The sequence below is a fragment of the Enterobacter asburiae genome (assembly GCF_007035645.1).
Lineage (GTDB): Bacteria > Pseudomonadota > Gammaproteobacteria > Enterobacterales > Enterobacteriaceae > Enterobacter > Enterobacter asburiae_B.
Genome location: NZ_AP019632.1, coordinates 488,488 through 510,825, shown reverse-complemented (window position 1 = coordinate 510,825; position 22,338 = coordinate 488,488). Strand labels below are relative to the sequence as shown.

22 protein-coding genes and 2 tRNA genes are annotated in these 22,338 nt (G+C 55.1%); 6 read left to right on the top strand and 18 right to left on the bottom strand.

All coding sequences use genetic code 11. The features are described 5' to 3' along the window. Positions 1-24 precede the first annotated feature (24 nt). Complete coding sequence (locus FOY96_RS02395) at positions 25-669, bottom strand: NAD(P)H-binding protein (protein ID WP_033146736.1); 645 nt, start codon at positions 667-669, stop codon at positions 25-27. Between the two features lie 128 nt (positions 670-797). Here FOY96_RS02395 and FOY96_RS02390 point away from each other — a divergent pair, with 128 nt between their 5' ends. Beyond that, positions 798-1,316 (top strand): type 1 glutamine amidotransferase domain-containing protein, encoded by a 519-nt coding sequence (locus tag FOY96_RS02390; RefSeq protein ID WP_048981198.1) that lies wholly within the window; start codon positions 798-800, stop codon positions 1,314-1,316. Here the strand turns inward: FOY96_RS02390 and FOY96_RS02385 are convergent. Beyond that, positions 1,296-1,730, bottom strand: a complete 435-nt coding sequence (locus FOY96_RS02385) for a YhbP family protein (protein WP_143346437.1) — start codon at positions 1,728-1,730, stop codon at positions 1,296-1,298. The two genes, FOY96_RS02390 and FOY96_RS02385, sit on opposite strands and share 21 nt — an antisense overlap. 14 nt (positions 1,731-1,744) lie before the next feature. Between FOY96_RS02385 and FOY96_RS02380 the strand changes: the two genes are divergently transcribed. Beyond that, positions 1,745-2,074 carry a GIY-YIG nuclease family protein gene (locus tag FOY96_RS02380; protein ID WP_023309323.1) on the top strand — a complete coding sequence of 110 codons (330 nt, stop codon included), beginning with the start codon at positions 1,745-1,747 and terminating at the stop codon, positions 2,072-2,074. Here FOY96_RS02380 and FOY96_RS02375 read toward each other — a convergent pair. After that, on the bottom strand, positions 2,061-2,564 hold the full coding sequence (locus FOY96_RS02375; RefSeq protein WP_023309324.1) for a GNAT family N-acetyltransferase: 504 nt from the start codon (positions 2,562-2,564) through the stop codon (positions 2,061-2,063). The genes FOY96_RS02380 and FOY96_RS02375 overlap by 14 nt on opposite strands. Next, positions 2,558-3,082: a ubiquinone anaerobic biosynthesis accessory factor UbiT gene (ubiT, locus tag FOY96_RS02370; protein ID WP_023333580.1), complete on the bottom strand. Its 525-nt coding sequence runs from the start codon at positions 3,080-3,082 to the stop codon at positions 2,558-2,560. The genes FOY96_RS02375 and ubiT overlap by 7 nt, the downstream gene beginning before the upstream one ends. 211 nt (positions 3,083-3,293) lie before the next feature. Between ubiT and ubiU the strand changes: the two genes are divergently transcribed. The 3 genes from ubiU (at position 3,294) to FOY96_RS02355 (ending at position 6,261) form a co-directional block, all read left to right on the top strand. After that, positions 3,294-4,289: a ubiquinone anaerobic biosynthesis protein UbiU gene (gene ubiU, locus FOY96_RS02365; RefSeq protein ID WP_023309326.1), complete on the top strand. Its 996-nt coding sequence runs from the start codon at positions 3,294-3,296 to the stop codon at positions 4,287-4,289. 7 nt (positions 4,290-4,296) lie between these two features. Further along, positions 4,297-5,175: a U32 family peptidase gene (locus FOY96_RS02360; protein WP_087823234.1), complete on the top strand. Its 879-nt coding sequence runs from the start codon at positions 4,297-4,299 to the stop codon at positions 5,173-5,175. Positions 5,176-5,253: 78 nt separating this feature from the next. Next, a complete protein-coding gene (locus FOY96_RS02355; protein ID WP_047060267.1) occupies positions 5,254-6,261 on the top strand; it encodes a luciferase-like monooxygenase in 1,008 nt (335 codons plus the stop codon). A gap of 62 nt (positions 6,262-6,323) precedes the next feature. Here FOY96_RS02355 and mtr read toward each other — a convergent pair whose 3' ends face one another. The 12 genes from mtr to FOY96_RS02295 all read right to left on the bottom strand — a co-directional run bounded on the left by mtr (position 6,324) and on the right by FOY96_RS02295 (position 20,008). Beyond that, on the bottom strand, positions 6,324-7,568 hold the full coding sequence (gene mtr, locus FOY96_RS02350; protein ID WP_143346436.1) for a tryptophan permease: 1,245 nt from the start codon (positions 7,566-7,568) through the stop codon (positions 6,324-6,326). Between the two features lie 142 nt (positions 7,569-7,710). Beyond that, positions 7,711-9,606: a DEAD/DEAH family ATP-dependent RNA helicase gene (locus FOY96_RS02345; protein ID WP_029739632.1), complete on the bottom strand. Its 1,896-nt coding sequence runs from the start codon at positions 9,604-9,606 to the stop codon at positions 7,711-7,713. Then, the gene (yrbN, locus tag FOY96_RS02340) at positions 9,599-9,679 is read right to left on the bottom strand and encodes a protein YrbN (protein WP_097397692.1); all 81 of its coding nucleotides are present in this window, start codon (positions 9,677-9,679) and stop codon (positions 9,599-9,601) included. Before yrbN ends, FOY96_RS02345 begins: the two co-directional genes overlap by 8 nt. Positions 9,680-9,786: 107 nt before the next feature. Next, positions 9,787-10,671 (bottom strand): lipoprotein NlpI, encoded by an 885-nt coding sequence (gene nlpI / locus FOY96_RS02335; RefSeq protein WP_023309331.1) that lies wholly within the window; start codon positions 10,669-10,671, stop codon positions 9,787-9,789. Positions 10,672-10,779: 108 nt separating this feature from the next. After that, positions 10,780-12,918: a polyribonucleotide nucleotidyltransferase gene (pnp, locus tag FOY96_RS02330; protein WP_023309332.1), complete on the bottom strand. Its 2,139-nt coding sequence runs from the start codon at positions 12,916-12,918 to the stop codon at positions 10,780-10,782. Between the two features lie 242 nt (positions 12,919-13,160). Continuing rightward, positions 13,161-13,430, bottom strand: a complete 270-nt coding sequence (rpsO, locus tag FOY96_RS02325) for a 30S ribosomal protein S15 (RefSeq protein ID WP_003861789.1) — start codon at positions 13,428-13,430, stop codon at positions 13,161-13,163. Between the two features lie 154 nt (positions 13,431-13,584). Continuing rightward, entirely contained in the window at positions 13,585-14,535 is a 951-nt protein-coding gene (gene truB, locus FOY96_RS02320) for a tRNA pseudouridine(55) synthase TruB (RefSeq protein WP_143346435.1), read from the bottom strand. After that, positions 14,535-14,939: a 30S ribosome-binding factor RbfA gene (gene rbfA / locus FOY96_RS02315; protein WP_003024988.1), complete on the bottom strand. Its 405-nt coding sequence runs from the start codon at positions 14,937-14,939 to the stop codon at positions 14,535-14,537. The genes truB and rbfA overlap by 1 nt, the downstream gene beginning before the upstream one ends. An 89-nt stretch (positions 14,940-15,028) precedes the next feature. Beyond that, entirely contained in the window at positions 15,029-17,716 is a 2,688-nt protein-coding gene (gene infB / locus FOY96_RS02310) for a translation initiation factor IF-2 (protein WP_023309335.1), read from the bottom strand. Between the two features lie 24 nt (positions 17,717-17,740). Beyond that, positions 17,741-19,243, bottom strand: a complete 1,503-nt coding sequence (gene nusA / locus FOY96_RS02305; RefSeq protein ID WP_029739628.1) for a transcription termination factor NusA — start codon at positions 19,241-19,243, stop codon at positions 17,741-17,743. A 28-nt stretch (positions 19,244-19,271) separates the two neighbouring features. Further along, positions 19,272-19,724, bottom strand: a complete 453-nt coding sequence (gene rimP, locus FOY96_RS02300) for a ribosome maturation factor RimP (RefSeq protein WP_014833432.1) — start codon at positions 19,722-19,724, stop codon at positions 19,272-19,274. A 207-nt stretch (positions 19,725-19,931) separates the two neighbouring features. After that, positions 19,932-20,008: transfer RNA gene (locus FOY96_RS02295), tRNA-Met, on the bottom strand. 287 nt (positions 20,009-20,295) lie between these two features. On the opposite strand from FOY96_RS02295, the gene argG reads away from it, so the two are divergent. Further along, positions 20,296-21,642, top strand: a complete 1,347-nt coding sequence (gene argG / locus FOY96_RS02290) for an argininosuccinate synthase (RefSeq protein WP_024906366.1) — start codon at positions 20,296-20,298, stop codon at positions 21,640-21,642. Positions 21,643-21,834: 192 nt separating this feature from the next. Here argG and FOY96_RS02285 read toward each other — a convergent pair. After that, positions 21,835-21,921: transfer RNA gene (locus FOY96_RS02285), tRNA-Leu, on the bottom strand. Positions 21,922-21,930: 9 nt separating this feature from the next. Beyond that, complete coding sequence (secG, locus tag FOY96_RS02280; protein WP_023333590.1) at positions 21,931-22,263, bottom strand: preprotein translocase subunit SecG; 333 nt, start codon at positions 22,261-22,263, stop codon at positions 21,931-21,933. Between the last annotated feature and the right edge of the window lie 75 nt (positions 22,264-22,338).

The following is a 22,338-nucleotide window of genomic DNA, read 5'->3' as shown; positions in this document are numbered from 1 at the left end:
TATTAGGTTATTCGCCGGGGGAGTTTACGCCTCGCCCTGCGCGATTTCACGCAGTTTTGCCGAAGGGATAATGTTAACACCCGCTTTCGACGGGGCCAGCCCCTCTTTTAACATCGCGCGTGCGACGTCCCGCGCCTCGATGGATTTCCAGTTGCCGGGAAGAATGCGAAACAGCGGGGCAAATATCGACTCGTTAAACCGGCGTTCGTCCCGGTGGCCGATCAGCATCGAAGGGCGCACTATCGTCAGCTGTTCCCATTTCTGCGCTATCAGCGCATCCTCCATCTTGCCCTTCACCTTGTTGTAGAAGAAAGGCGATCCGGCACTGGCGCCCAGGGCGCTGACCACCAGAAAATGTTTGGCGCCCAGCTTTTTCGCCGTGAGTGCGGTATCCACCACCAGCGTATAGTCGGCGTGGATAAAGGCCTCTTTGCTGCCCGCCTCCCGCCGCGTGGTGCCCAGACAGCAAAAGGCGATATCAATGGGATCCTGCACCTGCGCCAGCGCGTCGGTCAGCTGAGGATCGTGCGGATTAAAGACGCCGGATAAGTCCGCCAGCGGTCGACGCGTCGGGGCGGCGATATAGTTCACGCGGCGATCCTGAATCAGCAGCCGCAGCAGATGATCGCCCACTAACCCGGTAGCACCCGTAATCAATACCTGACTCATCTTTTCCCCTTTACAGAATTGTCCGTTTGCGAACTCAGCGTCGTCGACCACACTTAGAAGTCTGTTACAGGTAAGTATTTACCACAAGCGGAGAAAAATCAGTCTGAAGCCAAAACAACGGAGGAAGCATGGGCAAGAAAATCGCAGTCTTGATTACCGACGAGTTTGAAGATTCAGAATTCACCTCTCCAGCAGAGGCGTTCCGCAAGGCGGGACATGAGGTCATCACCATTGAGAAAGAGGCGGGTAAAACGGTGACAGGCCATAAGGGCGAGGCGACCGTGACCATCGATGAGAGCATTGATAACGTTAGCCCCTCAGATTTCGACGCTCTGCTGTTACCCGGCGGCCATTCCCCGGATTCCCTGCGCGGGGACGAGCGCTTCGTGACCTTCACCCGAGACTTTGTCTCGACCGGCAAACCGGTCTTTGCCATTTGCCACGGCCCGCAGCTGCTCATCAGCGCAGAAGTAGTCCGCGGGCGAAAGCTTACCGCCGTGAAACCGATCGTTATCGATCTGAAAAACGCGGGGGCCGAGTTTTACGATCAGGAGGTGGTCAACGACAAAGACCAGCTGATCACCAGCCGAACCCCGGACGATCTCCCGGCGTTTAACCGCGAAGCGCTACGCCTCCTCGGCGCGTAACCAGTGCAGCTTCTTGCCAAAGCCCAGGGTGTTGTCGGTAAATTTCAGCTCATCGAGGCGGATTTCCCACACCGGGGCTTTTAGCGCAGCGGCAACGGGAAAGCGGCGCGTGTAGAGCTTACGGCGCGCGTCGCTCTCTTCACCCTCCAGACGACGGATCTCCCCTTTAAACTGCACGCCGCGGATCAGCGCGACCGTTTTCGGCTGGCCGTTTACCGTCCCCGCCACCTTTGCCTGCTGGCCGGTCATCTGCGCATGACGCGTTTTGTCTTCACTCATGACATAAAAAGCCACGCGCGCAGGGTCATAGTAGTAAAACGCATTTGCGCACCACATCTCACCCTCGTCACAGACGCACCAGGTGACAACATGCTGCTTCGCCAGCCAGCGGTTAATGGCGGCCAGTGTTTCCATTTTCGTTCTCTCTCATGCTATGGTGCGTTCACCTTAACATACTGAATCCGTTTACCGTGTGCTGGTTTCTCTATCTTGTCCGAACCGCTGATAACGCTCTCTACACCGGGATCACCACCGATGTGGCGCGGCGTTTTTTACAACATCAAACGGGAAAAGGGGCAAAGGCGCTGCGGGGGAAAGGGGAATTACAGCTCGCCTTCTCAGCGGCGGTCGGCGACCGTTCGCTGGCGCTCAGGCTGGAATACCGCATCAAGCAGCTGACGAAGCGCCAGAAAGAGCGCCTCGTGACCGGAGACGGCTCCTTTGAGGCGCTGCGCGAGAGCCTGATTAAAAGCGATTGAAATGGTCGTGATACTCGACCAGGCCATTGACGCCGTTGAGCGCATCGTCCGCCAGGCGATGGACCTGGAAAGCGGATTCCGTACCCGGCCAGCGGCAGCGCAGATCGTAATGCGCGGCCTGCTCAAAGCCTAAACGGCCATAGAACGCAGGATCGCCCAGCGTGACAACGGCCGCGTAACCGAACTCATTGAGCGAATCCAGCCCTTCATAGACCAGCTGGCGTGCCAGCCCCTGCCCGCGATAGCTTTCATCTACCGCCAGCGGCGCCATGCCTACCCACTGCAGCTCTTCGCCCTGAACGATGACCGGACTGAAGGCAACATAGCCCACCACCTGACCTTCGTCATCGGTGGCAACCAGCCCCAGCGTAATCAGGCCGTCTTCGCGAAGGTCGTGGACCAGTTGGGCTTCGGCATCGCTCGCAAAGGCGCGGCGTAACAACGCATCGATCCCCGGCGCATCAATCCCAATTTCGACTCGAATCAGCATGGCTCACCTACTGAAGTGTGTTTACCGTCCGGCGGGGTTTTCAGCCCGGCCTCAACGAAATCTGCCATTTGCATTAACATCACGCGCAGCGCTTTCGGCATCTGCTCCAGCTCAATGGCATCCATTAAATTCTTCACGTACAGGCCCAGCTCCGTGTCGCCTTCAATTACCAGACGGCGCTGGAAGAAGAGCGTATCCGGATCCTGCTTGCGCGCGGCGATCATCAGCAGATCGCTGGCGTTGGCGCTAAAGCTCACATCCGCCTCGGCGGATTCGCGTACGATCAGCTGGTCATTCTCAACGGAGGTAAACCAGCGCAGCCCGATGTCACGCACCTCAATGCTTAACCAGCGGCCTTCCAGGAACTCCAGCTCGCCGTCCTGCAGCGCCTGGCGGAACTGCCAGCTCAGGACCTGCTCCAGCACCTGGCGTTTAAGCGCGAACGGTGCCAGCTTGACCGGCACGCTCAGCATTGATGGACCAAATTGTACGAGACGTGAACGCAGTTTATCCAGCACGAGCTTTACTCCCTGATATCTATAGTCCTGCTATTTTGCCATATCCGAAGCGCAACATAGCGGCGTAAATCAACAAACCGTCGTCAGCCGTACCTCATTATTGGTGTCATCAATACGCCATTAGCTGCCTTAAATCAAAAATTGTCGCGTATGGGTTAATTAAAATCCCAGCTCGTTAACAATTTTGCGATCGACTACATCAGGATAAATTATGGAGCTGCTCTGCCCTGCCGGAAATCTTCCGGCGCTTAAGGCGGCCATCGAAAATGGGGCCGATGCGGTCTATATCGGGCTGAAAGATGACACCAACGCCCGCCATTTTGCTGGCCTTAACTTTACGGAGAAAAAGCTTCAGGAAGCCGTTAACTTCGTTCACCAGCACCGCCGCAAGCTGCATATCGCCATCAATACCTTTGCTCATCCTGACGGCTACGCCCGCTGGCAGCGCGCGGTGGATATGGCGGCACAGCTGGGTGCCGATGCGCTGATCCTGGCCGACCTCGCCATGCTTGAGTATGCGGCAGAACGCTATCCCCATATTGAGCGCCACGTCTCTGTTCAGGCATCTGCCACCAACGAAGAGGCGGTGCGTTTTTACCATCAACACTTTGACGTGGCCCGCGTGGTGCTGCCGCGCGTGCTCTCTATTCATCAGGTTAAGCAACTCGCGCGCGTCACGCCAGTACCGCTGGAAGTTTTTGCCTTTGGCAGCCTGTGCATCATGGCCGAAGGCCGCTGCTATCTTTCCTCTTATTTAACCGGTGAATCGCCGAATACCGTCGGGGCCTGCTCTCCTGCCCGCTTTGTTCGCTGGCAGCAGACCCCTCAGGGGCTGGAATCTCGCCTGAATGAGGTGCTGATTGACCGCTACCAGGACGGTGAAAACGCCGGTTATCCAACCCTGTGTAAAGGCCGCTATCTGGTCGACGGCGAGCGCTATCACGCGCTGGAGGAGCCGACCAGCCTCAACACGCTGGAGCTGCTGCCGGAACTGCTGGCGGCCAATATTGCCTCGGTGAAAATCGAAGGTCGTCAGCGCAGCCCGGCCTACGTGAGCCAGGTGGCGAAAGTGTGGCGTCAGGCCATCGACCGCTGCATGGCGGACCCGCAGAACTACGCTCCACAGCAGGCCTGGATGGAAACGCTTGGTTCGATGTCCGAAGGCACGCAAACCACGCTTGGCGCGTATCACCGTAAATGGCAGTGAGAAAATCATGAAATATTCATTAGGACCGGTGCTCTACTACTGGCCAAAAGAGACGCTGGAAGATTTTTACCAACAGGCCGCCACCAGCAGCGCCGACGTGATTTACCTCGGCGAAGCGGTGTGCAGCAAGCGCCGCGCCACCAAAGTGGGTGACTGGCTGGATATGGCAAAGAGCCTTGCCGGCAGCGGCAAGCAGGTGGTGCTCTCCACGCTCGCGCTGGTGCAGGCGTCGTCCGAACTGGGCGAGCTGAAGCGCTACGTCGAAAACGGCGAGTTCCTGCTGGAAGCGAGCGATCTGGGCGTGGTGAACATGTGCGCTGAACGCAGGCTGCCGTTCGTCGCGGGTCATGCCCTCAACTGCTACAACGCCGTCACCCTGCGCCTGCTGCTCAAACAGGGAATGACGCGCTGGTGCATGCCGGTGGAACTCTCGCGCGACTGGCTGGCAAACCTGCTTAACCAGTGCGACGAGCTGGGCATTCGCAATCAGTTTGAAGTGGAAGTGCTGAGCTACGGCCATCTGCCGCTGGCCTACTCCGCCCGCTGCTTCACCGCGCGCTCGGAAGACCGCCCGAAAGACGAATGCGAAACCTGCTGCATCAAGTACCCGAACGGACGCAGCATGCTGTCGCAGGAGAATCAGCAGGTGTTTGTCCTCAACGGTATTCAGACCATGAGCGGCTATGTCTATAACCTCGGCAACGAGCTGGCGTCGATGGACGGGCTGGTGGATATGGTTCGTCTGTCGCCGCTGGATACCGGCGTGTTCGCGATGCTGGACGCCTTCCGCGCCAATGAAGACGGCGCCGCGCCGCTGCCGCTGACGGCAAACAGCGACTGCAACGGCTACTGGAGACGGCTCGCCGGGCTGGAGCTGCAGGCGTAAAAAAGGCTCACTTTGTTAACAACGGTTATCATTATTTAATGCAGTATTAAAGATTGACCGTCGACAAAGTGAGCTGTTATGACTGACAAAACCATTCCGTTTTCGGTGCTGGATCTGGCGCCGATCCCACAAGGCTCCTCGGCAAGAGAAGCCTTTTCGCACTCTCTCGATCTCGCTCAGCTGGCCGAAAAGCGTGGCTATCACCGCTACTGGCTGGCCGAACATCACAACATGGTGGGCATCGCCAGCGCCGCGACATCGGTACTGATTGGCTATCTGGCTGCAAATACCACCACCCTGCACCTGGGCTCCGGCGGCGTAATGCTGCCAAACCACGCCCCGCTGGTGATTGCCGAGCAGTTTGGCACCCTGAATACCCTCTATCCTGGGCGTATTGATTTGGGTCTTGGTCGTGCACCCGGCAGCGACCAGCCAACGATGCGCGCCCTGCGCCGCCATATGAGCGGCGATATCGACAACTTCCCGCGCGACGTGGCCGAGCTGGTGGACTGGTTCGACGCGCGCGATCCGAACCCGCACGTGCGCCCGGTACCGGGCTACGGTGAGAAGATCCCGGTGTGGCTGTTAGGCTCAAGCCTCTACAGCGCACAGCTCGCCGCACAGCTGGGGCTGCCGTTTGCCTTCGCCTCGCACTTCGCGCCGGATATGCTGCATCAGGCGCTGCATCTTTACCGCACGAACTTTAAACCGTCCGAGCGTCTGGAGAAGCCGTACGCGATGGTGTGCATTAACATCATTGCCGCCGACAGCAATCGCGACGCGGAATTCCTGTTTACCTCAATGCAGCAGGCGTTTGTGAAGCTGCGCCGCGGTGAGACGGGCCAGCTTCCGCCACCGGTGGAGAATATGCATCAGCTGTGGTCCGCCTCCGAGCAGTATGGCGTGCAGCAGGCACTGAGCATGTCGCTGGTAGGCGATAAATCGAAAGTGCGCCACGGGCTGGACGCAGTGCTGCGCGAAACGCAGGCGGATGAGATTATGGTTAACGGCCAGATTTTCGATCACCAGGCGCGTTTGCATTCGTTTGAACTGGCGATGCAGGTGAAAGAGGAATTGGTGGGGTAGTTTTTTGCTTTTCTCCCTCTCCCTATGGGAGAGGGCCGGCGTGAGGGGTTCAACCCCTCGTCTTACTGATACACAGGCAACAGATTAAAACTCGACAGCACGTGTACCAGTGCGTTACCAACGCCGAATACCAGAATCAGCACAATCATCGGCTTGCCGCCCCAGACGCGGAATTTCGGGCTACCGAAGCGTTTACGTGATTTGCGCGCCAGCAGCGCCGGCACAATTGCTGCCCAGATAGTTGCCGCCAGCCCTGCATAGCCGATGGCGTACAGGAAGCCGTTCGGCCACAGCAGACCGCCCACAATCGGCGGCAGGAAGGTCAGCAGCGCGGTTTTTAAACGCCCCATCGCAGAATCATCAAAGCCGAACAGATCCGCCAGATAGTCAAACAGGCCCAGCGTCACGCCCAGGAAAGAGCTCGCCACCGCAAAGTTAGAGAAGATAACCAGCAGCAGATCCAGACTGCGGCTGTTCAGCACGCCGCTCAGCGCCTGCACCAGCACGTCGATGTTACCCCCCTTCTGGGCAATGCCGATAAATTCCGGACGCGGGATGTTGCCCATCGTCCCCAGCAGCCAAATCACATACAGACCCAGCGCCAGCAGCGTGCCGTAGACCAGACACTTCACAATGGTGCGGGGATCTTTGCCGTAGTACTTCATCAGGCTCGGCACGTTACCGTGGTAGCCAAACGACGCCAGACAGAACGGCAGCGTCATCAGCAGGTACGGCGTGTAGGAGGTGTTCACTTCGGCGACGTTAGACAGCGTGGCGGGCGTCACGTGCCCCAGCAGGCTGCCGAAGGTCAGGAAGAAAGTGATGACCTTCGCGCCTAATACGATCGCCGTCATGCGGCTCACCGCTTTGGTACTCATCCAGACGATAAACGCCACAGCCAGCGCAAAACATAACCCTGCCAGACGCGCCGGAACGTTCAGCGACATCTCCGAGAAGGTGTGATGCAGAATCGAGCCGCTCGCCGAAATATACGCGTAGGTCAGGATATAGAGCACAAACGCGATGGACAGGCCGTTCACCAGGTTCCAGCCTTTGCCCAGCAGATCTTTGGTGATGGTGTCGAAGCTGGAGCCAATGCGGTAGTTCAGGTTTGCTTCAAGGATCATCAGCCCGGAATGGAGCATGCAGAACCAGGTAAAGACCAGCGCCGCCAGCGACCAGAAGAACCACGCACCGGACATGACCACTGGCAGGGAAAACATCCCGGCACCAATGATGGTTCCGCCGATGATCACCACGCCGCCAAGCAGCGAAGGTGACGTTTGGGTGGTGGTTAGTGTCGCCATACAGCCTTTTCTCCAGTCAATCATGCGGTTCTGCATTTTAATGTGACGCACTGTACCAGTACAAGAGTACAAAAGGAATAAAAAAAGCCCCGATAGCGTTTATCGGGGCTGTATATTTTACTTTACGTCAGTTGCGTAAGGCTTACGCGTCACGGCGACGGCTGGTGCCTTCGTCACGACGTGGGCCGCGATTTTCGCGACGCTCGCCGGAGAAACGACGTGGTTCACCGCGACCTTCGCTGCGGCCGCCTTCACGACGTTCGCCACCGAAGCTGCGACCACCGCCACGACGCTCACCACCGCGGTCAGGGCGTGGCTGTGCATCGCCCATCAGCTGCATGTTCATCGGCTTGTTCAGGATGCGGGTACGCGTAAAGTGCTGCAGCACTTCGCCCGGCATGCCTTTTGGCAGCTCGATGGTAGAGTGGGATGCGAACAGCTTGATGTTACCAATGTAACGGCTGCTGATGTCGCCTTCGTTAGCGATCGCGCCAACGATGTGACGAACTTCAACGCCATCATCACGGCCCACTTCAATGCGGTACAGTTCCATATCACCCGCGTCGCGACGTTCACGACGTGGACGATCTTCACCACCACGCTCTGGACGGTCACCACGTGGGCCACGGTCATTGCGGTCATTGCGGTCGCCACGACGTTCGAAGCGATCGTCACGGTCACGGAATTCACGCTTTGGACGCATCGGCGCATCTGGTGGCACGATCAGGCTACGTTCGCCCTGAGCCATTTTCAGCAGTGCTGCAGCCAGGGTTTCCATGTCCAGCTCTTCGCCTTCAGCAACAGGCTGAATCTGCGACAGCAGCGCACGGTACTGGTCCAGATCGCTGCTTTCCAGCTGCTGCTGTACTTTCGCGGCGAATTTTTCCAGACGGCGTTTGCCCAGCAGATCTGCGTTTGGCAGGTCAGCTTCTGGAATGGTCAGCTTCATGGTGCGTTCAATGTTACGCAGCAGACGACGCTCGCGGTTCTCAACGAACAGCAGCGCGCGGCCAGCACGACCCGCACGACCGGTACGGCCGATACGGTGAACGTAAGACTCGGAATCCATCGGGATGTCGTAGTTTACAACCAGGCTAATACGCTCAACGTCCAGACCACGTGCTGCCACGTCGGTTGCAATCAGGATATCCAGACGACCGTCTTTCAGACGCTCCAGAGTCTGCTCACGCAGGGCCTGGTTCATGTCGCCGTTCAGCGCTGCGCTGTTGTAGCCGCTACGCTCCAGGGCTTCAGCCACTTCCAGAGTCGCGTTTTTGGTACGCACGAAGATAATCGCCGCATCAAAATCTTCCGCTTCCAGGAAACGTACCAGCGCTTCGTTTTTGCGCATGCCGTACACAGACCAGTAGCTCTGGCTGATGTCCGGGCGAGTGGTTACGCTGGACTGAATACGCACTTCCTGAGGATCTTTCATGAAGCGCTTAGTGATACGACGAATCGCTTCTGGCATGGTGGCAGAGAACAGCGCGGTCTGATGACCGTCCGGGATCTGCGCCATGATGGTTTCGACGTCTTCGATGAAGCCCATACGCAGCATTTCATCTGCTTCATCCAGTACCAGGCCGCTCAGTTTAGAGAGGTCCAGAGTACCGCGCTTCAGGTGATCCAGCAGACGGCCCGGCGTACCGACAACAATCTGTGGGCCCTGGCGCAGGGCGCGTAACTGCACGTCATAACGCTGGCCGCCGTACAGGGCTACCACGTTTACGCCGCGCATATGTTTAGAGAATTCCGTCATGGCTTCTGCAACCTGAACAGCCAGTTCACGGGTTGGAGCCAGGACGAGGATCTGCGGTGCACGCAGGTCCGGATCAATGTTGTTCAGCAGCGGCAGCGAGAATGCTGCAGTTTTACCGCTACCAGTCTGGGCCATGCCCAGCACGTCACGACCAGAAAGCAGGTGTGGGATACACTCAGCCTGGATCGGAGATGGTTTTTCGTAACCCAGATCGTTAAGGGCTTCAAGGATAGGAGCCTTCAGGCCCAGATCTGCAAAAGTGGTTTCGAATTCAGCCATGTAGTACAAGTGCCTCGATATTAATGGCGGCCAGTCTACTTAGCTCATCGTGAAAATGATTAGCAATTTTCATTGAAAAGTGTGAACCGGCTCAAAGTAGGTGTATTGACGAACAACAACGCCCTCACCAGTTAAGGTGATGGCAATCAAAAGATTACGGGCTGATGTTTATGTCGTCAGCTATTGCTGGTCCGATTCTGCCAGGTCGTCATGCTCCTGGCCCAAGAGCGATAATTCCAACAATGCATAACGGTGCTCAACGAAGTTGTGTACGTTGTTAGCAACCGCTAATTTGAACAGTGCCGTAGCGCTGTCCATATCCCCCAGACTTAGGTAGTACTTACCTAAATAGAAGTTGGTTTCACTGAGATGCTCAGCGAGCGAGGTGTTATCCGTTGCGTCCGCCTTGAGGCGTTCCATCAGCGTTGCTTCGCTAATGTTGCCCAGGTAGAACTCGACAATGTTCCATCCCCACTGTTCCTTGTCCGATTTATCGAAGCGCTGTTTCAGTGCCTCTTTTGCCTGCTTCTCATCGAGCTTCCGCTCAACGATGTAAAGCCACAGGCTACGGAAAGGATCATTAGGATCGTCTTGATAAAACGCCAGCAGATCATCTTGCGCTAACTTATCACGACCGCCGTAATACAATGCGATACCGCGATTCAAGTGCGCGTAGTTGTAAGTTGGATCAAGCTCAAGTACAGAATCAAACGCTTCATAGGCAGCATCAAAATTGCCTGCCTGCGTTAAATAAATGCCTAAGTAATTGAATACTTCAGGCATATCAGGTCGGATAGCCAGCGCTTGTGAAAAATCATTTCGCGCCAATGCCCTCAGACCGAGACTATCATACAACACTCCGCGCTCATATAAAAGCTGTGCGCGTTCTTCATCGGTTAAAGCCCGACTGGCAAGTATTTGTTCCATGCGTGCCAGAATCACTTCCTGCTGCAAAGTCGGTTGCAATGGCACTGCGAGGACTTCGCTCTTACGCCAGGCAGAGTTGCTGCATCCTGCCAGCGTTAAAGCTGTCGCAACGAAACACCAGCGCAAAAAAGGCTTCATTTCCCACTCCCGAAGACAACTATTGGATGAACGTCCTGTCCCCCGGCGGCTTAACAAGGCGTCCTGCCTGATAATAGGCCCTCCGCAAAGCGGAGGGCAAATGGCAACTTACTCGCCTTGCTGTTCTGCTGCCTGTGCTTCTGGCGCAGCAGCTGGCTGAGACTGCTCGGTTGCTTCTTTAATGCTCAGACGGATACGGCCCTGGCGATCAACTTCCAGCACTTTCACCGGGACTTCCTGACCCATCTGCAGATAATCGGTCACTTTCTCAACGCGCTTGTCAGCGATCTGAGAGATGTGAACCAGACCTTCTTTACCGCCACCGATGGCAACGAACGCGCCAAAGTCAACGATACGGGTCACTTTACCTGCATAGACGCGGCCCACTTCGATCTCTGCCGTGATTTCTTCGATGCGACGGATCGCGAATTTCGCTTTCTCGCCGTCGGTTGCTGCGATCTTCACAGTACCGTCATCTTCGATTTCGATCGTGGTGCCAGTCTCTTCGGTCAGCGCACGGATTACGGAACCGCCCTTACCGATAACATCTTTGATCTTGTCTGGATTGATCTTGATGGTGTGGATACGTGGAGCGAACTGAGAAATGTCGCCACGCGGCGCGTTAATCGCCTGTTCCATCACGCCCAGGATGTGCAGACGCGCACCTTTAGCCTGGTTCAGAGCAACCTGCATGATCTCTTTGGTGATACCTTCAATTTTGATATCCATCTGCAGCGCAGAGATACCTTCGCGGGAACCCGCTACTTTGAAGTCCATATCGCCCAGGTGGTCTTCGTCACCCAGAATGTCAGACAGAACAACGAAGTTGTCGCCTTCTTTCACCAGGCCCATTGCGATACCCGCAACGGCGGCTTTGATCGGCACGCCTGCATCCATCAGCGCCAGAGAAGCACCACACACGGAAGCCATGGAAGAAGAACCGTTGGATTCGGTGATTTCAGAAACCACACGAACGGTATACGGGAATTTGTCAGCTTCTGGCATCACTGCCAGCACGCCGCGCTTCGCCAGACGACCGTGACCAATTTCACGACGCTTCGGCGAGCCAACCATACCGGTTTCGCCTACGGAGTACGGAGGGAAGTTGTAGTGGAACAGGAAGCTGTCAGTGCGCTCGCCCATCAGTTCGTCGATGATCTGTGCATCACGTGCAGTACCCAGGGTCGCGGTAACCAGCGCCTGCGTTTCGCCACGGGTGAACAGCGCGGAACCGTGAGTACGTGGCAGAACGCCAGTACGCACATCCAGACCACGGATCATGTCTTTTTCGCGGCCATCGATACGCGGCTCGCCTGCCAGTACGCGGCTACGAACAACGTTTTTCTCGATAGCGTGCAGGATGTCGCTCAGTTCGTTAGCGTCCAGCGCTTCGTCTTCAGCAACCAGGGTCGCGATAGTTTCAGACTTGATCACGTCAACCTGAGCGTAACGCTCCTGCTTGTCAGTGATGCGGTATGCATCGCTCAGACGAGATTCTGCCAGGGCTGCAACGCGTGCGTTCAGCGCGTCGTTTGCCGCTTCTGGCTGCCAGTCCCAACGTGGTTTACCGGCTTCTTTCACCAGGTCGTTGATGTTCTGGATAACGATCTGCTGCTGGTCGTGGCCAAATACCACAGCGCCCAGCATCTGGTCTTCGCTCAGCAGTTCAGCTTCGGATTCAACCATCAGTACAGCCGCTTCAGTACCCGCAACAACGAGGTCCAGCTTACTTTCTTTCAGCTCTTCCTGGGTTGGGTTCAGCACGTACTGGTCGTTGATGTAGCCAACGCGCGCGGCACCGATTGGGCCATTGAATGGAATACCAGACAGTGACAGGGCAGCGGATGCGCCGATCATGGCAACGATGTCCGGGTTAACCTGTGGGTTAACGGAAACAACGGTCGCGATAACCTGTACTTCGTTAACGAAGCCTTCCGGGAACAGCGGACGAACCGGGCGGTCAATCAGACGCGCAATCAGGGTTTCGCCTTCGCTTGGACGGCCTTCACGACGGAAGAAACCACCCGGGATTTTACCGGCAGCGTAGGTACGCTCCTGGTAGTTAACGGTCAGCGGGAAGAAGTCCTGACCTGGTTTAGCTTTTTTCTGGCCAACAACGGTAACGAATACCGCAGTGTCATCCATGCTTACCATAACGGCAGCAGTAGCCTGACGTGCCATCATGCCGGTTTCCAGCGTGACGGTATGTTGACCATACTGGAATTTACGAACGATCGGATTCAGCAAAGTTCTGTCCTTTCTTAAATGTTTGACAGCACACCACCGGTGTGCTGTCGATTTAACCCGACCTTCTTCGCATCCTCGCGACTAATGACAACCAACACCCCCATGGGTGAAGCCTCTCATTAGCCGCGCGAACCTCTGCAATGAAGATCATTTATAGCAACAATACAATAGTTTCCAGTGAATTGCTGCCGTCTGGTTGAAAAAAGGGGCCATCAGGCCCCCTTTTCTGAAACTCGCAAGAATTAGCGACGCAGACCCAGACGCTCGATCAGCGCGGTGTAGCGTGCAACATCTTTACGTTTCAGATAGTCGAGCAGTTTACGACGCTGAGAAACCATACGCAGCAGACCACGACGGCTGTGGTGATCTTTTTTGTGCTCTGCAAAGTGACCCTGCAGGTGGTTAATCTGTGCAGTCAGCAGTGCAACCTGAACTTCGGTAGAACCGCTGTCGTTAGTACCACGACCAAACTCAGAAACGATTTTAGCTTTAGCTTCAACGCTTAGAGACATTTTCAAACTCCAAAGTATAAAGAATGTAAGGATGCCGATCTCTAATTCAGCAATCCCATGTACGCCCCGCAGATTGTTAAACAATTTACCAGGCGTTAAGCGGCGATATTCTACTCGTCTCCCCTGCTTATCGCAAGGTGAGCCGTTACCACCGTCACGCGTCGACCGGATATTCGACGACCAGACGACGCGGCGCAACGCGCCCTTCGCCATCCATTTCGCCCATACCGATGAATTTCCCTTCGTCACCTTCGGTCACGCGTACCAGTCCTTCCAGCGGCGCTTGTGCCGTACGAACCGGGTTGCCGTTCTTAAAGTAAACGGACGATGTTAAAGGAAGATTAACAACCGGGAAGTCCGCTGCCGGACTGTCCATCGGCATCAGCAAAGGATCCAGCAAATCTGCCGGCGCGATCCCCTGCGCTTCCGCCTGTTCTACCAGCTCGCGCAGATATTCCAGGGTGACCATCCGCTCCACCGGGTACTTGCTCACCGCCAGGCGGCGCAGGTAAATCACATGCGCGCCGCAGCCCAGCTTTTCACCGAGGTCGTCGATGATAGTGCGAATATAGGTCCCTTTCGAACAGTGTACTTCCAGCTCCAGTTCATCACCTTCGTGGCGAATAAACAGCAGCTCATACACGGTTATCGGACGGGCTTCACGCGGGACGTCAATGCCCTGGCGCGCATATTCGTAGAGCTTCTTGCCCTGATATTTCAGCGCCGAATACATCGACGGCACCTGCATCGAGTCCCCACGGAAGCTCTCCAGCGCAGCATCAAGCTGTTCCGCGCTGAACGTCACCGGACGCTCTTCCACCACCTGACCATCCGCGTCGGAGGTATCCGTGCGCTGACCCAGTTTAGCGATAACGCGGTAGCGCTTATCGGAGTCGAGCAGGTACTGGGAAAACTTTGTCGCCTCTCCCAGGCAAACCGGCAGCATGCCGGTTGCCAGCGGATCGAGCGCGCCGGTGTGGCCCGCACGGTTGGCGTTATAAATACGCTTAACTTTCTGCAGCACGTCGTTGCTGGAAGCGCCCTGGGGTTTATCCAGCAGCAGCACACCATGCACGTCGCGACCACGACGACGAGGACGACTCATTAGTCCTCCTTGCTGTCGTCCGCCGGGTTAACACGACGCTCGTCGTCATGTTTAACCACGCTGGTCACCAGGTTGGACATACGCATACCTTCAACCAGCGAGTTGTCGTAGAAGAAGGTCAGCTCAGGCACGATGCGCAGGCGCATCGCTTTGCCGAGCAGGGAGCGGATGAAACCAGAGGCTTCCTGCAGCGCTTTAATGCCGTTTTTCACTGCCGCTTCGTCCTGATCGTTCAGGAAGGTGACGAACACTTTTGCATAGGCCAAATCGCGGGACATTTCGACACCGGAAACAGTGGTCATCATGCCGACGCGCGGGTCTTTAATTTCACGTTGCAGAATGAGTGCGATCTCTTTCTGCATTTCCTGCGCTACGCGCTGAGGGCGACCAAATTCTTTCGCCATAATAAATTCTCCAGACAAAAAAGGGGCTAAAAGCCCCTTTTAAAATTATTGCCGGGTGGCGCGAGGCGATCCCGGCTTACAATCGGTAATTAAGCGATGGTACGCTGAATTTCGATGATCTCGAACACTTCGATCATATCGCCAACGCGAACGTCGTTGTAGTTCTTCACGCCGATACCACATTCCATGCCGTTACGGACTTCGTTAACGTCATCTTTGAAGCGGCGCAGGGATTCCAGCTCGCCTTCGTAGATAACCACGTTGTCACGTAGTACGCGGATTGGGTTGTGACGCTTGATGTTACCTTCGGTAACCATACAGCCCGCGATCGCACCGAATTTCGGTGATTTGAACACGTCACGTACTTCAGCCAGACCGATGATCTGCTGTTTCAGCTCAGGAGACAGCATGCCGCTCATCGCTGCTTTCACTTCGTCGATCAGGTTATAGATGACAGAGTAGTAGCGGAGATCCAGGCTTTCAGCTTCAATCACTTTACGCGCAGACGCATCCGCACGAACGTTGAAGCCAACCAGGATAGCGTTGGACGCAGCAGCCAGGGTCGCGTCGGTTTCGGTGATACCACCTACGCCAGAACCGATGATCTTCACTTTCACTTCGTCGGTAGACAGTTTCAGCAAGGAGTCGGAGATCGCTTCCACAGAACCCTGAACGTCGGCTTTCAGAACGATGTTCACTTCGTGAACTTCGCCATCGGTCATGTTGGCAAACATGTTCTCGAGTTTAGATTTCTGCTGACGAGCCAGTTTAACTTCACGGAATTTACCCTGACGATACAGCGCAACTTCACGCGCTTTCTTCTCGTCACGCACCACGGTCACTTCGTCACCGGCAGCCGGAACACCGGACAGACCCAGGATTTCCACTGGAATGGACGGACCTGCTTCCAGCACTTCCTGACCCAGTTCGTTACGCATCGCACGAACGCGACCGTATTCGAAACCGCACAGAACGATATCGCCTTTATGCAGCGTACCTTCGCGAACCAGAACGGTAGCAACCGGGCCACGTCCTTTATCCAGGAAGGATTCGATAACCGCACCGCTCGCCATACCGTTACGGATGGCTTTCAGCTCCAGAACTTCGGCCTGCAGCAGGATCGCGTCCAGCAGTTCGTCGATACCGGTACCCGCTTTCGCAGACACGTGTACGAACTGGCTTTCGCCGCCCCACTCTTCCGGCAGAATACCGTACTGGGAAAGTTCGTTTTTAACACGATCGGGATCCGCTTCTGGCTTATCGATCTTGTTCACTGCAACCACAACCGGCACACCTGCTGCTTTCGCGTGCTGGATAGCTTCGATGGTCTGCGGCATGACGCCGTCGTCTGCAGCAACAACCAGAACAACGATATCCGTCGCCTGAGCACCACGAGCACGCATTGATGTAAACGCGGCGTGGCCCGGAGTATCCAGGAAGGTGATCATACCGTTGTCAGTTTCTACGTGGTAAGCACCGATGTGCTGGGTAATACCACCCGCTTCACCAGAGGCAACCTTAGTAGAACGAATGTAGTCAAGCAGAGAGGTTTTACCGTGGTCAACGTGACCCATGATGGTCACAACCGGTGCACGCGGTTCAGCTGCAGCACCAGTATCACGGTCGCTCATTACTGCTTCTTCCAGCTCGTTTTCACGACGCAGGATAACTTTGTGGCCCATCTCTTCAGCAACCAGCTGTGCGGTTTCCTGATCGATGACCTGGTTGATGGTCGCCATGGCACCCAGCTTCATCATTGCTTTGATGACCTGAGAGCCTTTAACCGCCATCTTGTTCGCCAGTTCGCCAACGGTAATGGTTTCGCCGATCACAACGTCACGGTTAACGGCCTGAGCCGGCTTCTGGAAGCCCTGCTGCAGCGCGGAACCTTTACGCTTGCCGCCTTTACCACCGCGAACAGCCGCGCGTGCTTCTTCACGGTCAGCTTTGGATTCAGCGTGCTTGTTGCCTTTTTTCGCCGGACGCGCTGCTTTTGCATTACGGCCACGGCCACGGCCGCCTTCTACTTCACGGTCGTTATCATCTTCAGCCTGACGCGCATGCTGAGAAGTGGTCACGTGATAGTCGCTGGTGTCTTCAGTCGGCTCAACGGTATTCACACCATTCTTCTCGTTTTCTTCTGCCATACGGCGCGCTTCTTCGGCGACGCGGCGAGCTTCTTCTTCCAGCTTACGGCGGGCTTCTTCTTCCGCTTTACGCTTCAGCTCGGCAGCTTCATTTTCACGGCGGGCTTTTTCAGCCTGGGCGGTTTTGGTCATTTCGTCTGTCTGTTGATTGCTCACTTTGTCTTTTTCCGCAGCGTCACGCTTCACTTTATCACTTGCGTCGCGTTTCGCTTTTTCTGCGGCCTCACGTTCAGCTTTTAATTCTGCTTCACGTTTGGCGGCTGCTTCCGCCTCACGCTGAGCTTGTTCTTCCGCTTCACGCTGTGCCTGCTCTTCCGCGGCAAGGCGTTCTGCCTCTTGCGGATCACGTTTTACAAAGGTGCGCGTCTTGCGGACTTCAATTTGGACCGATTTGCTTTTGCCACCGGTACCAGGGATGTTTAACGTGCTACGCGTTTTGCGCTGCAGCGTTAACTTGTCAGGCGTAGAACCGTGTTCACGGTTCAGGTGCGTTAACAAGGTTTGTTTTTCTTGCGCGGTCACCGAGTCATCAGCGGACTTCGGGATCCCTGCATCAGCAAATTGCTGTACCAGGCGGTCCACGGAGGTCTGAATCTCAGCAGCCAGCGATTTTACAGTTACATCAGTCATGCTGTTCCTTCCTGCTACAGTTTATTACGCTTCGTCGCCGAACCAGCAAATATTACGTGCGGCCATGATGAGCTCGCCGGCTTTCTCGTCGGTTAAACCTTCGATATCAGCCAGGTCATCAACGCCTTGCTCAGCGAGATCTTCCAGCGTACAAACACCACGGGCAGCCAGCTTGAACGCAATCGCACGATCAAGACCTTCCAGATTCAGCAGGTCATCAGCCGGCTTCTTATCGCCAAGGCTTTCTTCCTGAGCCAGTGCCAGGGTGGTCAGTGCGTTTTTAGCGCGTTCACGCAGGGCTTCAACGGTTGGTTCATCCAGACCGTCAATTTCCAGCAGCTCTTTCATTGGCACATAGGCCAGTTCTTCCAGCGTAGAGAAACCTTCTTCAACCAGAACAGTGGCGAAGTCTTCGTCAATATCCAGGTATTTAGTGAAGGTATCGATCGCCGCATGGGCTTCAGCCTGATGCTTAGCCTGCAGGTCATCAACGGTCATTACGTTGAGTTCCCAGCCGCTCAGCTGTGACGCCAGGCGTACGTTCTGGCCGTTACGGCCGATTGCCTGCGCCAGGTTGCCCGCTTCAACAGCGATATCCATGGTGTGTTTGTCTTCGTCAACAACGATAGACGCCACATCAGCTGGAGCCATTGCGTTGATCACGAACTGCGCCGGGTTGTCATCCCACAGAACGATATCAATACGTTCGCCGCCCAGCTCAGTCGAAACTGCCTGAACGCGCGCACCGCGCATACCGACGCAAGCACCGACCGGGTCGATACGCTTGTCGTTGGTTTTCACCGCAATTTTCGCACGGGAGCCCGGATCGCGAGCCGCCGCTTTAATCTCGATAACTTCTTCACCGATTTCCGGCACTTCGATACGGAACAGTTCTACCAGCATTTCTGGTTTAGAACGGGTCACGAACAGCTGTGCACCACGCGCTTCAGGGCGAACGGCGTACAGAACACCGCGAATACGGTCACCTGGGCGGAAGTTTTCACGCGGCAGCATATCTTCACGCAGGATCACGGCTTCAGCGTTACCCGGCAACCCTTCGGATTTGATCTCCAGGGAGATGTTGTCGCGGTTCACTTTCTTCACCACGCCGGTGATGATTTCGCCTTCCTGATCGCGGAACTGATCGACAACCAGCGCGCGCTCGGCTTCGCGCACTTTCTGCACGATAACCTGTTTAGCGGTCTGGGTCGTGATACGGTCAAAGGTGACAGATTCAATCTGATCTTCAACGTACTCGCCCACGTTCAGACTTTCGTCTTCAAAACGGGCAGCTTCCAGCGTGATCTCTTTGGTCGGCTGGGTCACTTCTTCAACGATTACCCAACGACGGAATGTATCGAAGTCACCGCTTTTACGATCGATTTCTACGCGAACATCGATCTCTTGTTCGTATTTTTTCTTGGTTGCTGTAGCCAGTGCACTTTCCAGCGCTTCGAAAATCTTCTCACGCGGCAGTGATTTCTCGTTGGAGACGGCTTCAACAACAGCCAAAATTTCTTTGTTCATCGCGGGCTTTTCACCTCAATCCAGACTGTTAAAAGTGGGGAACCAGGTTCGCCTTCTGGATATTACTCAGCGCGAACACTTCATCTTTGCCTTCGACTGTCACCGTGATCATTTCACCATCAACGGCTTTGATAATTCCCTGCCATTTACGGCGGTTCTGTACGGCCATACGCAGAACGAGAGCCACTTCTTCACCGGTAAAGCGCACATAGTGCTCGGCCGTGAACATCGGGCGATCGAGGCCAGGTGAGGAAACTTCCAGGTTGTACGCAACGGTAATCGGGTCTTCAACATCAAGAACCGCACTCACCTGGTGGCTGACATCAGCACAATCATCAACATTGATGCCATCTTCACTATCAATATAGATGCGCAGCGTCGATGTACGGCCGCGAACGAATTCGATGCCGACCAGTTCGTAGCCCAGTGCTTCGACCGGTGCAGTAATCATCTCTGTTAATTTTTGCTCTAATGTGGACAAGCCCACCCCCAAGACATAAAAAAAGGGCGTAAAGCCCAGTTATTCTGTAGTCAGATAACAAAAAACCCCGATAAATCGGGGCTTTAGATAACTGAACCCTATAGCCACAACTGTGGCCTGGAGCACTTTCCGAAAGAATTTTTTCAAATCCAGCTACGAAGGCTCTAAGTCTTCACAGTATATTTGAAAAAGAACTTTATGGGAAAGTGGTTGCGGGGGCCGGATTTGAACCGACGACCTTCGGGTTATGAGCCCGACGAGCTACCAGGCTGCTCCACCCCGCGCCTGAAACGTGGCAAATTCTACGCGTTTTGGACAGAATTTGCAAATAATGCTGGGATTTGGTACCGAAGACGGGACGTAAAATCGGCGTTTAGTATATTGATAGTTGACCCCACCTGTCAACCCAACTTCCGCCAGATCGATTAGACCAAAATTTTTACAAAAAACGCACGACTCTCTTCCGGTCTTCGCCAAAAGATGATTAAATGAATACTCACTTATTTTGCATAAAAATGCACAAGAGAGCGAAAGCGGTCTCTAATCAGTCAATCAAGCAGGGTTTTATTCTATGACGACGATTCTCAAGCATCTTCCGGTAGGACAACGTATTGGCATCGCTTTCTCAGGCGGCCTGGATACCAGCGCTGCACTGCTGTGGATGCGCCAGAAGGGAGCGGTTCCGTACGCCTATACTGCGAACCTGGGTCAGCCGGATGAGGACGACTACGATGCCATACCTCGTCGCGCTAAAGAGTATGGTGCAGAGAACGCGCGCCTGATTGACTGCCGTAAGCAACTGGTCGCTGAAGGTATCGCGGCTATTCAGTGCGGTGCGTTCCATAACACCACCGGCGGCCTGACCTATTTCAACACCACCCCTCTGGGCCGTGCGGTCACCGGCACTATGCTGGTTGCGGCGATGAAAGAAGACGGCGTCAACATCTGGGGTGATGGTAGCACCTATAAAGGTAACGATATTGAACGTTTCTATCGTTATGGCCTGCTGACCAACGCCGAACTGCAGATCTACAAGCCGTGGCTGGATACCGACTTCATCGACGAGCTGGGTGGCCGTCATGAAATGTCCGAGTTTATGATCGCCTGCGGCTTCGACTATAAGATGTCAGTCGAGAAGGCCTACTCCACCGACTCCAACATGCTGGGTGCGACGCACGAAGCGAAAGACCTGGAATTCCTGAACTCCAGCGTGAAGATCGTTAACCCGATCATGGGCGTGAAGTTCTGGGACGAGAACGTCAAAATCCAGGCTGAAGAAGTGACCGTGCGTTTCGAACGCGGCCATCCGGTTGCGCTGAACGGTAAAACCTTCTCTGATGATGTTGAACTAATGCTGGAAGCTAACCGTATTGGTGGTCGTCACGGTCTGGGCATGAGCGATCAGATTGAAAACCGCATCATCGAAGCGAAAAGCCGTGGCATCTATGAAGCCCCGGGAATGGCGCTACTGCACATCGCTTACGAGCGTCTGCTGACCGGCATTCACAACGAAGACACCATCGAGCAGTATCACTCTCATGGCCGTCAACTGGGTAAACTGCTGTATCAGGGCCGCTGGTTCGATCCACAGGCGCTGATGCTGCGTGATGCGCTGCAGCGTTGGGTGGCAAGCGCGATCACCGGTGAAGTGACGCTGGAGCTGCGTCGCGGCAACGACTACTCCATCCTGAACACCGTGTCTGACAACCTGACCTATAAAGCAGAGCGTCTGACCATGGAGAAAGGTGAATCCGTGTTCTCACCGGACGATCGTATTGGTCAGCTGACCATGCGTAACCTGGACATCACCGATACCCGCGAGAAGCTGTTCAACTATGTTGAGAATGGCCTGCTCTCCGCCAGTTCAGGTAACGGTCTGCCGCAGGTTGAAAACCTGGAGCACAGCGATAAGAAGTAATCGCTGATGTAACGTGCAAAAGGCGCCCACAGGGCGCCTTTTTTATTTTGATTTTCGCAGGCCCGGTAAGCGCAGCGCCACCGGGCAACATGGCGGTTGACGCATGCGCTTACCCGCCCTACAAAAGATCGGAGATCTCGCAGTCTACAGACGAAAAAAAAGACGTCTTTCGACGTCTTTCTTCTGGAATATTGGTACCGAGGATGGGACTCGAACCCACAAGCCCGTTAGGGCACTACCACCTCAAGGTAGCGTGTCTACCAATTCCACCACCTCGGTACAGAATACTTAGTGCGGGATATCGCTGGTTGGCTTAGCCGGTGCAGCTGGCTGAGTTTGCTCAGTTTTCGCTGGCGCGCTCAGATTTTCCCACTCGCTTCCTTTGCTGGTCTTGTTGCTGTTGATATTGCCAAGCACAAGGCTGATGATGAAGAACAGCGTAGCCAGAATCGCCGTTGTGCGGGTCATGAAGTTCGCAGAACCACTTGAACCGAACAGCGTACCGGAAGCGCCTGCTCCGAAGGAGGCTCCCATATCAGCGCCTTTACCTTGCTGCAGCATGATCAGCGCTACGAGAGCGATGGCTACAATAAGGAAAATAACTAAAAGAGCTTCGTACATAATCAACCTGTTCCTTGCGGATTTGCCGCATACCAATGCTTCGACCAATTAGCAGGATTTTTGTTTCCCACTGAA

Coding starts and splice junctions, on each gene's coding strand:
- infB (WP_023309335.1), bottom strand. CDS start 17,716: ATGACTGATGTAACTGTAAAATCGCTGGCTGCTGAGATTCAGACCTCC.
- nusA (WP_029739628.1), bottom strand. CDS start 19,243: ATGAACAAAGAAATTTTGGCTGTTGTTGAAGCCGTCTCCAACGAGAAA.
- FOY96_RS02380 (WP_023309323.1), top strand. CDS start 1,745: ATGCTATGGTGCGTTCACCTTAACATACTGAATCCGTTTACCGTGTGC.
- yrbN (WP_097397692.1), bottom strand. CDS start 9,679: ATGAAAATTGCTAATCATTTTCACGATGAGCTAAGTAGACTGGCCGCC.
- truB (WP_143346435.1), bottom strand. CDS start 14,535: ATGAGTCGTCCTCGTCGTCGTGGTCGCGACGTGCATGGTGTGCTGCTG.
- FOY96_RS02390 (WP_048981198.1), top strand. CDS start 798: ATGGGCAAGAAAATCGCAGTCTTGATTACCGACGAGTTTGAAGATTCA.
- secG (WP_023333590.1), bottom strand. CDS start 22,263: ATGTACGAAGCTCTTTTAGTTATTTTCCTTATTGTAGCCATCGCTCTC.
- FOY96_RS02355 (WP_047060267.1), top strand. CDS start 5,254: ATGACTGACAAAACCATTCCGTTTTCGGTGCTGGATCTGGCGCCGATC.
- argG (WP_024906366.1), top strand. CDS start 20,296: ATGACGACGATTCTCAAGCATCTTCCGGTAGGACAACGTATTGGCATC.
- FOY96_RS02345 (WP_029739632.1), bottom strand. CDS start 9,606: ATGGCTGAATTCGAAACCACTTTTGCAGATCTGGGCCTGAAGGCTCCT.
- FOY96_RS02375 (WP_023309324.1), bottom strand. CDS start 2,564: ATGCTGATTCGAGTCGAAATTGGGATTGATGCGCCGGGGATCGATGCG.
- rbfA (WP_003024988.1), bottom strand. CDS start 14,939: ATGGCGAAAGAATTTGGTCGCCCTCAGCGCGTAGCGCAGGAAATGCAG.
- nlpI (WP_023309331.1), bottom strand. CDS start 10,671: ATGAAGCCTTTTTTGCGCTGGTGTTTCGTTGCGACAGCTTTAACGCTG.
- FOY96_RS02360 (WP_087823234.1), top strand. CDS start 4,297: ATGAAATATTCATTAGGACCGGTGCTCTACTACTGGCCAAAAGAGACG.
- ubiU (WP_023309326.1), top strand. CDS start 3,294: ATGGAGCTGCTCTGCCCTGCCGGAAATCTTCCGGCGCTTAAGGCGGCC.
- FOY96_RS02395 (WP_033146736.1), bottom strand. CDS start 669: ATGAGTCAGGTATTGATTACGGGTGCTACCGGGTTAGTGGGCGATCAT.
- rpsO (WP_003861789.1), bottom strand. CDS start 13,430: ATGTCTCTAAGCGTTGAAGCTAAAGCTAAAATCGTTTCTGAGTTTGGT.
- mtr (WP_143346436.1), bottom strand. CDS start 7,568: ATGGCGACACTAACCACCACCCAAACGTCACCTTCGCTGCTTGGCGGC.
- FOY96_RS02385 (WP_143346437.1), bottom strand. CDS start 1,730: ATGGAAACACTGGCCGCCATTAACCGCTGGCTGGCGAAGCAGCATGTT.